Here is a 12088-nt window from a genome sequence, read left to right as displayed (position 1 = left end):
CGTCATGCTCTGAAAGGTCTATTGATAGTATCGTCATCAGCTGACATTATTACTGCGCCACAGACATTTCAGAACAAAACTTATGACAACGACAATGAGTCAGCTGACGGCGCCAGAAAAACTGGCAGCCATGCAATCAGCGATGAAAAGCCAGAACATTCATGCCTGGATTATTCCAAGCTCCGATCCACACCAGAGCGAATACGTTGCCGACCGCTGGACTGGACGCGCCTGGCTGTCCGGGTTTGATGGCTCGGCAGGTACCGTCGTCGTCCTTCAGGAGCGGGCGGCATTATGGACCGACGGCCGCTATTTTCTTCAGGCTGAAGAACAGCTGGCAGGCAGCGGCATTGAACTGATGAAACAGGGGCAGCCTGATGCCCCCCCTATCAACGAATGGCTGGCCGATCACCTTGAAGAAGGTCAGGTCGTTGGCTTTGACGGCAAGGTTGTGAGCCTGAAATTCGTCAGAAGTCTCGAAAAATCCTTTGATAGCAAACGCCTGTCCCTGAAAACCGATCTTGATCTGCTGGATGAACTCTGGCAAAACCGCCCCGCCATGCCAGCTGAGCCCGTCTTCCTCCACAGCGATGCAATGGCAGGAAAAAGCCGTGAAGAAAAATTGGCTGAAGTACGGCAAGAAATGGCAGAAGCCGGAGCCGATCATGTTCTGCTCACCGCCCTGGACGACATTGCCTGGCTGTTCAACCTGCGTGGCTCTGATGTTGAATGCAACCCGGTTTTTCTTGCTTACGCTCATATCACCAACGACTCAGCACAACTCTTTATTGACGACCGTCGTATAGAGGAAGAAGCTTTGGCAGCGCTGAAAGCTTCTTCGGTAGAGTTGAGAGCTTACCCAGCGATTGCTGATAGCCTGTCATCACTCAACCACACAACGCTGTTGATTGACCCCGCTACCACCAGTCAGTGGCTGGTCGACGCTATCGCAGACAGCGTCGATGTGGTTGAGGCCACCAGCCCGGCCAGAAACCTCAAAGCGGTTAAAAACCCCATTGAAATCAAACGCATGGATGACTGTCATCGTCGCGATGGTGTCGCCATGGTGCGTTTTATGCGCTGGCTCGAAGGTCAGATTGCCACAGAAAGCCAGACCGAATTCACTCTGGATCAACAGCTTCGGGCATTCCGGGCGCTGGCTCCTGAATTCAAAGGCCCAAGCTTTTCGAGCATTATCGGATATGGCTCCAATGGCGCGGTGATTCATTATTGTGCTGACCAGGAAACCTGCCTGACGGTTCAGCCAAAAGGACTGCTACTGGTGGATTCAGGCGGCCAGTACGAAGATGGCACCACAGACATTACCCGTACCTTTGCCTGCGGTGAAATGACCGAAGAAGAAAAGAACGACTATACCCTGGTGCTCAAGTGTTACATTAATCTGGCCCGGGCCCGTTTTCTGCGGGGTACCCGTGGTATTCAGCTGGACATGCTGGCAAGACAACCGGCATGGGCTGAAGGTCAGAATTACAACCACGGTACCGGCCATGGTGTGGGTTATTTTCTGAATGTGCACGAAGGACCCCACAGTGTCAGCCCATACTTTCTGGATGTGGCTTTGAAACCCGGTATGCTGATCACCAATGAGCCGGGGATGTATCGTGATGGCAAGCACGGTATGCGGATCGAAAATATCATGCTGGTTGAAGAAGATACCGAAACCGAATTCGGCGTTTTCTACAAACTGAGAGATTTGACGCTGGCACCCATTGATACCCGTCCGCTGTTGCTCAATAAACTCAATAGTGAGGAAATCCAGTGGCTGAATAATTACCACGCCAAAGTGAGACGTGAGTTATCGCCACTTCTGGAAGGAGAAGACCTGGAGTGGCTGATCGGCGCCACAGAAGCCATCTAATCACAAGTCAATAGTTGTATATCTACAAAATGGCAGCCTGATGGCTGCCGTTTAATTCCATCTTCAAAAACACTGTTTGAGTAGCCAGAAAAGCTCAAACCTCTGCAGCTTTCGCGCCCTGATTGATCACAATCTTCCTTAACCCGCTTAAAAAGCCCTGCGCCACCCCGAGAATACCGCTAAAGGTACTCATGACCACTCCATGACGTCCCTTCATTTTCTCCTTAAAGTCACGGTCTGCGTTACCCACAACAACGGCTGTATGAACCGAAAAATGACTGCTTTTCCCGGGTGCCAGCAGATCCTCATCAAACTCAGTTTCGCCGACCGCAATAATAGTAGATTGACTCACTCCCATCGCTCTTGCCAGCCTGCTCATCCATTCCCCTTTAGTCATAGGTAATGAGAGTCTCACTTCTTGCGTACCGGATTTCAACTGGAGCATGGGAAGGACACCAAACAGTTTTAATATCCCTTGCTTCAACCGTTCCCTGTTTTCTTCCTGACTAAGATCCATTTCAGGAATCACTTTGAAAGTATAAATTGGAGCTAACTCAGGTTTTTCGACATCGGTAATAAACACCCCCTCTGACGCAAGTCGTGCTGCCAGCTCATCTTCCAAGTCAGCTATGAATGTCAGATATCGATCGAAATAGAAACCATCGGACCTGGGAATCAAGTTGTCTGGAAACAAGCTGAACCTGGGCACCAGAGCGCTAAAAAATCCGGTGCCTGAACGAGCCATCACATTCGCTCTGCCATAAAAGACTTCAGTGCTACTCCCAACGGATATCAGGTAATCAGGCTCAGGGAGCTGATGATCAGAAAAGCCCCGCCACTGATCGCAACCAAGAATGGTATCGGTCACAACAATCAGTCTCAATTTACCGCGATTTCGCCACTTCTTCACAAAAGCTTTGAACATGTCCCTTAACTGTGTCGTCTGTTCTCTTTGGTACCGATCGACTGGCAGCAAAGTTCCATAAAGACCCGTGAGTAGAACCACTTCTCCAACCAGCTTACCCATTTCTTTTTCAAGCTCAGCTAGTAAGCTTTCAAATTCCTGCGGCTGTTTTTCTAAATCCATGTAATCATCCGGTGGCAACTCATCTCCTGAGCGACTCTGTCCAAAAACACTTCTACCTGCCTGACGGCGTTGTTCGGAACCCTGCTGACTAGACGACTGATTACCACTGCTTTGCTGCAGATCCGGCTTTACGTAGGCGTGTTTCAACATAAGCGTGATCACTGGCAAGGGACTTCCTCCTCCCCCTCGACCAAAACCACCTCCGGGATACGGCCCAAAACCGCCGCCACCGACGGCAGCTGCCATTGGCACGATAAATGAGTCCGCTTTATCAGCGATTAATGAAACGGAATTATTAACAACCCATCCCTCACTTTCATCTGAATGGGCAGAATTCACTATCAAAATGTTGGACAGCAAAAAAGTAAGGGGAAACAACTGCAGAACGTACTTCATCTTCACACCTTTTGAAAAAAGATGTGAATTATAGTTCATGCCTAGTGCCAGACAGGGCCTGGCAACTAATCAGCATGGATAAATCGGACGGTCAGTTCAGCAAACCATCAATCAGACTGGACTTGTAGTATTGCATCCAGCCAATAGATAGACGACGACTCCTTATTATTGTCTGCAAGTCACGCAAAGCCAGATCAAACTCATCGTTGATCACCAGGTAATCAAACTCTGCGTAATGAGACATCTCATTCACAGCCTGATTCATACGACGTTCAATCACTTCCAAATCATCGGTACCACGACCGATCAAACGCTCACGAAGTGCTTCTTTGGAAGGCGGTAGAATAAAAATGCTGACCGCTTCAGGCATTAACTTGCGCACCTGTTGGGCGCCCTGCCAGTCAATTTCAAGAATCACGTCTTCGCCGGTATCCAACTGTTCCTGAACCCAGGCTTCAGAAGTGCCGTAGTAATTCCCGAATACTTCTGCATGTTCCAGGAACTGCCCCTGGTTCATCAATTCCAGAAAGATGTCCTTACTGGTGAAGTGATAGTTCATACCGTCGGTTTCACCGGGGCGAATCGGACGGGTTGTGTGGGAAACGGATACCTTCACGTGGGGAGTCGATTGAACCATCGCCTTAACCAGACTGGTTTTACCGGCTCCTGAGGGGGCTGCGATGATATAGAGTTTGCCTTTATTTGCCATGATATCTCCAGACGACAGCAGTGGGGCTCCCAGACGGGGTACGAGTGTTGGTAATTGTACACTATCAGGGAGGGTGTCCATGCATGAAAAACGTCCGATGCTCACTCGGCTGAATATACACTGCGGTCGGGCATGAACGTCTAGCTGAAGGAATCCCCGTCGATCACGACGGGGAGGATGTCAATCAGAATCAGAATCATAGAAAATATTGCCGCTATGGAAACCATTAGAATGGCTTTCGGAACCACTGTTCACAATTTCTATCCCGTTCTCTGAGGGAACCAGAAAACGTTGGTCCTGGACCAGCGAGGCCATCAGTTGGCGTTGTTCACCATTGCTGTCCGTTTTAACTATAGCCAGGAAAAAGGGGCGATCAAAGGATGCTTCTCTAGCACCAAAACCACCTGACCGAGTCATCCTTGTTGCAGTCTTGGCCTCTACATAAGCACCTTGTTCATTAACATCAGCCTTGACGACCTGGACTGTCTCAACAAAACCACATTTGCTTTGAGGAAAGTTTAACTTGGATACCAGACTTTCGGAGGTAATTTTCACACCCTGAATTTTTTCAATGCTCGTTTGTAAATCTTCCATTGCGCAATCAATGGCAATTTTCGGGAGTTTCAGGCAAAACTCTGATGTTCTGCATAATGGGCGTGTGACATTAGAAGTCAGCTCTTTGAGAGTATCGCAATCAAGATCACTGATTGAATACAATGACTCCTTGTCAGGAATAATGGCAATAAGGTCAACCTGATAATCCGGGCTGTCAGACTGCAAGCCTTTAGCAATGGCGAAGAAATCACAGTATTTTTTGTATCTGAACGTTCCGGTTTGTTCCATCATCTGAATGTTCTTGACAGTGTTACCATTGGCACAGGTGAACCATCTCTCAGAAGTATCCTTACTCTTAAAAGGATCTTGCCAACGGCCATCGACATTCAATACATTGCCGAAAATAAACGGCATATCTTTCTGTTCACGTTCAGAAACAATCCCCTCAAGGACATTTGGAACTCTCCCATGAGTCGCTTTTTTAACAAACTCAATGGTCCGGTCGGCGACCGACTCGTTGCCGACCGGCACTAACTTTTCAGTTCCATAGTATTCTTTCAGTGTTGTATCTAAGGATTGTTCGCAGCTCTGATAGGCTGATACCAAAAAGTTCTGGGTAGCGACCAGCGACCGTTGGTTTGGTGGCTGATATGGGTGACTTTTGCTTAACTTACCCAGCTCTGAGTGAATCATCTTTTCCAGCTCGGGTGACCATGAGCCTTTTTCCAGTCCCAGGAGTTTTTCCTTCTCGCGGTTCGTCTTGTCACTGTCGTCCATGGCTGCCACCATGAGACCCAGTAACTGGGCAAGGCTTTCAGAAGACAAAGCCACGCTGTCCTCATCGCTAGAATGCAGTAACTTTAATGACAGCTCCCCAAGCAGCTTGCTGATGTGGTGCTGCACATCCGTTTGACTTAAATGAGTATGAGCCTGTGATGCCGGTGCCGTATTTGCTGGGGCTTGAGGGCCCTGGGCGGCCACTTGTGGGTTAAAACCGTTTGAAACCGTGTACATATCCACCTCCTTATGGTTTGGGTACGGGTTTTTTGATCGTTAAATCCTATTAAAGTTCCAGCAGCGTCTGATTATTTACGAACGACCTGATACCGGGTACTGCGTCCATCTCCCCACGCTGGGATTGACTCAGGATCGCGCTGGGCATGTAAAGCCGAGTACTTTGGGCACCAGCTTGCGCCAGGGCCTGATCAGTAATAGCCTGGGTTAACCGCCCATTACCATCATCAAAAGGATGCAATGTCACAACTTACGAGCTTACCTGGAGTAGTGAGCCGATTGAAAATTCTATTCGGCTCAATTTATGAGCTGAATAATGGTATTAATTGGCTCACACAGCAAGACAGCCCGATTGGGCGAGGGTTTACGACGATTTTGCTAAACACAAAAACCCTGCAGGAATTTTGATGACGGCTATTCTAGGAGCCTGACCGAGAATAGCGCCCGTAGCGAGGACGGCAGAAAATTGAGGATAAAAATTCGGTTTTGTGAGGAGAATAGCTAGCTATTTGACGAACAAAAGCGGATTTTTAGACCAATTTGCTGTCGCCGCAGTAGGGCAGCTATTCTCGGTCAGGCTCCTAGTTAAATTCTTTTTAAGAGTGCGGACAAATCAATGACCCTAAAACATGCCTTTAAGGTACTTTTGTTTTCAGTATTTTTGTTTATTTCTCAGCATGGGCTGACAGACGACACCTACAACCTTGAAGAATTTCGCCAGTATTATAAAAAAACCTGAAGCCCACTTCAAAAGAACAACAAAAAGACGCAGACACTCCCATCATGAACCCATTTGAGAATATTCGTATTGGCTTTTTCAGACTAAATTTAACGTCTGACGATGTATATGGAGATGATCGACTGGAAATCTATAATGACCCTCTGTTTAATGAGCAAGACTTCAGACATCTGTCAAACTTTTACTCTAATTACGTAAACATAGGGGATCCTCAATATCGGCATGCGCGTATTCAGAGAATGTTGAGATTGATGTTTCGTGTATTCACTATAAATGTGACCACAAAAACCACAGAGATAGATCGAATAAGAATGAATGAAATGGCAGCAATACTCTTCGAACAATTATTTAATTCACCCACCATCAATGGCAAGGCTAACCCTCATTATAACTATTTCAATCGATCTATAGCATCAATCCAACCTGGCTATGACAATGTAAATGACGGTTTTGCCCTGATATTTCTTGCTTTTCTTAGCCCTCATGTTCTTTCCATGGCAGAATTTGAACGGTACTTTGCTCAGCTGCACCAACATTTTACCCGAAACAGCTACCATCAAGCGGTATCCAATTCTCTGATGTCTGGTAATCTCAGCGAATATCACTCTCCGCAAGGCTTTGCCAATCAGCTTAATGCGGCAAATCTGGACAGTGAAACGGCTCTTTTGATCGCTTTATGGGCAATGGGAATAGCTTCTCAATATTACATCCAATTTGGACGAGTTTGGCCAAAAACACTGGAAGAAGTGCTGCAAAGATTTTTGCAATATGACTTTCTGAGGAAAAGCTACCTGGTGATGGCAAACGACGACGTCAGCAAAATACTTTCTATGCCTGCGGTCCTGAAAAGCCTTGAAAGCATGTATGAGTTTGTGCACATAATTCTGGGTATTGACATCGCATCCTTGCCTATATTAGTGGAGGATGATCGGCCAGATTCCCATGAAGCAGTGGATTCAGATGATAACAGCGGGGTGTCAGAAGGAGCAGTGGGAGGAGCCACAGAAGAAGAAACCCAGGGATGTTTGATTTGCTCGGGTCCACTAAATCAATCAAAAAACGACACACGCTCTGTTCTTTGCAGTGTCTGTGTCAGAGCACTGTGAACAGCTCCCCCGACTGAGCGGGGGTTTACAGCGTTTTTGCTAAAGAAGCGGGATTTCATTCAACATTTGCAGGTCTTCGTCACTGAAACCTGAGAGGTAGAGCAGGCTGTCCAGGCCCAATGTTGAGATAGACTGTCTGGCGCTTTGCCTGACCACAGGCTTGGCCCGAAAGGCAACGCCCAATCCGGCGACACCGAGCATGGGTAAATCATTCGCTCCATCACCTACGGCAATGGTCTGCTGCAAAGAAACGCCTTCTTTCCGGGCAAGCTGTTTGAGAAGGTCTGCCTTGCGCTCGCCATTGACGATCTCGCCTTTGACGACACCGGTCACTTTGCCATCGACAATGTCCAGTTCATTGGCAAAGATATAATTGATCCCCAATCGCTCTTGAAGGAAATGAGCAAAGTAAGTAAAACCGCCTGACAGGATGGCCGTTTTATAACCCAGTGCGTTCAGGTATTTAAACAGCTTTTCAGCGCCTTCCATGATGGGCAGCTGTTCCGCTATGTCTGCCAGAACCGACTCATCCAGACCTTTCAGCATGGCCAGCCTTTCACGAAAACTCTCGTTAAAATCCAGTTCGCCCTGCATGGCCCTTTCAGTGATGTCTGCCACCTTGTCACCCACACCTGCCGCTTCAGCCAGCCGGTCGATGACTTCAGCTTCAATCAGGGTAGAGTCCATATCAAACACCGCCAGTCTGCGATTTTGACGATAAGTGTCGTCTTCCTGAAAAACCAGATCCATATCCAGCTCTGGGGAAATGTGCAGAAAGTCTGCCCTTAGTGTGTCCAGATCGGGAGCCGCTCCCCTGACCGAGAACTCCAGACAACGACCAGACAGCCGGGTAATCTGATGTATATTCAAACCGTAGTCTGCCGTGATATTAACGGCACCGGCGACTTGCTCTGTCGTGACGTTTCGGGACAGCAGGGTCAGGGTGTAATGATTCTTGCTCTGTTCGGATACTCTTTGTTCATAGTCTTTATCAGCCATGATGGACGTTATGGTCGCCATTAGGCCGAGTTTCTCTTGCTCTGTCATATTGATCAGCAGAATCTCTCTCACCGTTCACCTCCCTTCTTGTCGACCTCTATTGTAAGGCAAAGGGCAGATTATTGTCGGTCAGGTTATTAAACTCAAACCCCATCGATACTGAAAAAAAGCCCTGAGAATTAAAAAGCAATCTACACTGTCGGCTTGATCGAAATGCTGGCGCAAACCCGTTCCTTCAGGGGCGGGTCTAGCCAGCGCAAGGCGTTAGCCTTGCTGTGACAGTCGCTTAGAAGTTTTAACAGACTTTTCTGAAGGCGCTGTTCTCTGGCTTTCAATATATTTTTTAACTGTCTCCATACTGGCACCACCTGCTGATATACAGCAATAACTCGGACTCCAGAAGTGTTTTCCCCATAACATTGGCTTTATGCGCTCCCAGTATTCACGCTTTAGCATATACGACGATTTTCCTTTTAGCTTGCCTGCCAAGTTAGAGATTGCCAGCTTTGGGTGAACAGTAACCATTGCGTGAATATGATCGTGCTCCCCGTCAAATTCCATTAGCTCACAATCCATCTGAAGACAGGTCTCTGAAAATATTTCACGTAGTCGGTCAATCATTTCCTTGGTGAACACGTTTTTACGGTATTTAGTAACAAATACTAGGTGTACGTTATTCCTAAATACACATGATCTACCGGATCTATATTTGTACATACAAACCTCATATTTGACAGAGGTTTCTAGCCAGACTAGCATGAAGCCATTCAATTCAACAGGTTATGTAATGCTTCAAGGTATCCGACTCAAAGCCAATCCAACAGATCAGCAAAAGTTGGTTCTGTCTCAGTGGATGGGTTGCGCTCGGTTTATCTGGAATGCGAAATGTGATGAACATCGTTATTACAGCACTTACGCAAAAAAATACTGCCCCATAGGTACGCATGCCCCTGTTGACACAAAGGCAGCCCAATTCAAAAGCGAAGAGTTATCACCCTGGTTATCCGATTGTCCCAGTCAGATAATCAGAAACTCGGCTACCAACTGGTATAAGACCTACCAAAAACACATCAATGGCCAGTGCGGCAAGCCAAAGAAAAAGCCAAAATCCGACAAGGGCAGCATTTATCTCACCAATGAAGTGTTCCGGTTCGATATCTGTGAAGATGGTGTAACCCGTCTTTTCATTGGTACAAAGACCAACAATATTGGTTATTTGTCGTTTAAAACTCACCGTCCATTCAACGAACCAAAATCCATTTACATTAGGAAAGAGGCTGGTCAGTACTCTGTTTCTTTCTGTTATGACGATGGATCAGAAGAACCAGCAACAGAAAAAGAGCATTTGGAATACCTTAAAGGTGCTTCCAAAGAATGGCTGGAAGAGCATGTTATCGGCGTGGATCGAGGTGTTGCTATACCTGTTCATACTGGCGTTAAGCCTTACGACTTTACAGAAAACCAGACAAAGAGCATGGATAAGCGCCAGCGATACCTAAAGAGGTTTCAGCGCCGTTTGTCTCGCCAAACCAAAGGCTCTAACCGTCGTCAGAAAACAAAGAACAGGATTAGCAGGCAGCACAAGAAAGTAGCCAACATTCGGCAAGACTTCTGCCACCAAACCAGCAGAAAAATGGTCGATAGCAAGGCCAAGGTCATTGTTTTCGAGGATCTGAAAACCTCAAAAATGACTCGCAGGCCAAAAGCAAAAAAAGATCAAAACGGAAAGTTCATCTCCAACAAGGCGAAACAAAAAGCCGGACTGAACAAGGCCATTCTCAACGTAGGATGGCACTTCTTGGAAACCTGTACCCGATATAAAGCAGCAAAAGCAGGCAAAGCTGTATTCAAAGTGCCTGCACCCTTTACGAGTCAAGAGTGTGCTGATTGCGGTCACACTCACCCCGACAACCGCAAGACACAAGAACGGTTTCTTTGCGGTCAATGTGGACACTTTGACAACGCTGACAGAAACGCCAGCATCGTAATCAAGAAACGAGCAATTAAGTTTTTCATGGACTCTGGAACGGAGTTGGTTGGCAAAGGAATTCCTGTGCTAACTAAAGGACGTGGAGCGAAATGTAAGTCGGGAAAGGGCAAGCCCTCTCCCGCAGCTCGCAGTGAAACGTCAAAAAAGAAAAGAACGGTAACTACTCCGGTAGCTTGCTTAGTATTGGAAGCTCGCTCCTTTAGGGGCGAGTAGTTCACGTAGAGTTTGTCAGACATCAGAACGGGACGACTGGCAAGAACTCTAGAGCTACAGCCAAGGATGCTGTCGTGCTGCTGGATGGAATAAAAGCTGAACCAGTTTAAATGTTAGGTATTTTCAATGCGAGTAAGCCTGTGGCAAACATTGTTATTTTTTACTTTCGTTACAACCGGAACGGTTAAAGGAGATTTTCGGCCAACGCCTTCGCCATTATCTATAGTGCTGGGCGATGGTTCCATTATTGTTGAGGAGGATACGATTCTATCCATCCAGGGTTTCACTCCATTTTTTGATTCCCAAAAAGGTTCAGTGCTACTTATTTCAGACATTAACAAGAAAAATAGAATCAGGCTTCGGGCAGATGCTCGCCAGTCTCTGATTGTGACTGATATTTCAGGCGACCAGAAGCGCATTGATTTGCAGAGTCTGGTAGAAAATAAAAAAGCTGTTTTTTTGCCTGTTGATAGTTCGATTCATACTGAAAAAACGGGGCAGTCTTTTTCCGGCAACCTGACTCCGGGCCGGGCTATTTTTTCTCTTTCAGGTCTTGGCATTCAGGGCAAGTCACTCTTACCGGCACATTATGGACTACTGGGAATAAACGACAACAAAGCACTACTCTCTGACTTTCTGGATTATCCGGTCACGCCAACTTTTGTAGAAGTGACTGCTTATATGAATTATGAAAACTACCCGGATAACGAAGATGTCAGTGACACTATGATGATGCTGAGGTTCATGGTGGAGAAATCGCTGACAGTAGCCACGCTTTATTCTTTGTTGCGTTCAGCTTTTCCTGAAATCGCTCTTGGGATAGATGAATTTAAGAAAAAATTCTGCAGGAAAGAGCAACCACTAAAGCTGAAGAGACTTTACAATTATTTGGTATCCAAAAAGCAAAGTGCGATAGATAAAGCATCCCAAACCGCTGACGGTGCAACTGAGGGAGCTTCAGCGGCATTGCCGGAGTCTGAAAGCGCAGTAACTGCAGTTGGTTATTTGATTGCCAAACAAATTAGAAGAGAGTATCCCAGAAATAGAGATGACAAGATCAATGCTGTCCTAGAACGCTTCCCTGAGCCAGCTGCTGTTGCGCCTGTAAAAAAATCGTCGGCCTCACAACAGGGTGTACCCGTCTGGAGGGGCGGTGCAAATACCGTTTCTGCGGGTTTTGATTCTCCAGGAGGGAATTTAATGCTTACTGGCCGAGGTGCAGAGATGGTACCAAGGGATGAGCTACCGGGACTCTTGCGTGCTGTGCAACGTGCCACTGGTGTGGATATGGAACTATCAGATGAAGAAGATGAAGGTGTAACCGAAGGCGAAGGTGTGGCCGAAGGCGAAGGTGGAGATCAAGATGAAAACCAGGAGGCTGAACAAGAATAATAATTTACT

9 protein-coding genes are annotated in these 12088 nt (G+C 47.0%); 4 read left to right on the top strand and 5 right to left on the bottom strand.

Going from position 1 to position 12088, the window contains the following annotated elements; translation table 11 throughout:
• Window positions 1-82: 82 nt before the first annotated feature.
• Window positions 83-1879, top strand: a complete 1797-nt coding sequence (locus K7B67_RS21265) for an aminopeptidase P family protein (RefSeq protein WP_252177851.1) — start codon at window positions 83-85, stop codon at window positions 1877-1879.
• Between the two features lie 94 nt (window positions 1880-1973).
• Here K7B67_RS21265 and K7B67_RS21260 read toward each other — a convergent pair whose 3' ends face one another.
• The 3 genes from K7B67_RS21260 to K7B67_RS21250 all read right to left on the bottom strand — a co-directional run bounded on the left by K7B67_RS21260 (window position 1974) and on the right by K7B67_RS21250 (window position 5640).
• Window positions 1974-3401: a hypothetical protein gene (locus K7B67_RS21260; protein WP_252177850.1), complete on the bottom strand. Its 1428-nt coding sequence runs from the start codon at window positions 3399-3401 to the stop codon at window positions 1974-1976.
• Between the two features lie 52 nt (window positions 3402-3453).
• The gene (gene gmk, locus K7B67_RS21255) at window positions 3454-4071 is read right to left on the bottom strand and encodes a guanylate kinase (protein ID WP_252177849.1); all 618 of its coding nucleotides are present in this window, start codon (window positions 4069-4071) and stop codon (window positions 3454-3456) included.
• A gap of 180 nt (window positions 4072-4251) precedes the next feature.
• Window positions 4252-5640, bottom strand: a complete 1389-nt coding sequence (locus K7B67_RS21250; RefSeq protein ID WP_252177848.1) for a serpin family protein — start codon at window positions 5638-5640, stop codon at window positions 4252-4254.
• A gap of 783 nt (window positions 5641-6423) precedes the next feature.
• Between K7B67_RS21250 and K7B67_RS21245 the strand changes: the two genes are divergently transcribed.
• Window positions 6424-7485, top strand: a complete 1062-nt coding sequence (locus tag K7B67_RS21245) for a hypothetical protein (RefSeq protein WP_252177847.1) — start codon at window positions 6424-6426, stop codon at window positions 7483-7485.
• Window positions 7486-7524: 39 nt separating this feature from the next.
• On the opposite strand, the gene serB is transcribed toward K7B67_RS21245, so the two are convergent.
• Together serB and tnpA are read right to left on the bottom strand one after the other, a co-directional pair.
• On the bottom strand, window positions 7525-8556 hold the full coding sequence (gene serB / locus K7B67_RS21240; RefSeq protein WP_252177846.1) for a phosphoserine phosphatase SerB: 1032 nt from the start codon (window positions 8554-8556) through the stop codon (window positions 7525-7527).
• 192 nt (window positions 8557-8748) lie between these two features.
• Complete coding sequence (gene tnpA, locus K7B67_RS21235) at window positions 8749-9201, bottom strand: IS200/IS605 family transposase (protein ID WP_252177845.1); 453 nt, start codon at window positions 9199-9201, stop codon at window positions 8749-8751.
• Between the two features lie 70 nt (window positions 9202-9271).
• Here tnpA and K7B67_RS21230 point away from each other — a divergent pair, with 70 nt between their 5' ends.
• On the top strand, window positions 9272-10687 hold the full coding sequence (locus K7B67_RS21230; protein ID WP_252177844.1) for a transposase: 1416 nt from the start codon (window positions 9272-9274) through the stop codon (window positions 10685-10687).
• Window positions 10688-10813: 126 nt separating this feature from the next.
• Entirely contained in the window at window positions 10814-12079 is a 1266-nt protein-coding gene (locus tag K7B67_RS21225) for a hypothetical protein (protein ID WP_252177843.1), read from the top strand.
• Window positions 12080-12088: the final 9 nt, after the last annotated feature.

Origin of the sequence: Endozoicomonas sp. 4G, from assembly GCF_023822025.1 — a bacterium.
Lineage (GTDB): Bacteria > Pseudomonadota > Gammaproteobacteria > Pseudomonadales > Endozoicomonadaceae > Endozoicomonas_A.
Note: the sequence above shows the minus strand (reverse complement) of the source record. Positions and strands in the feature narration are given on the sequence as shown.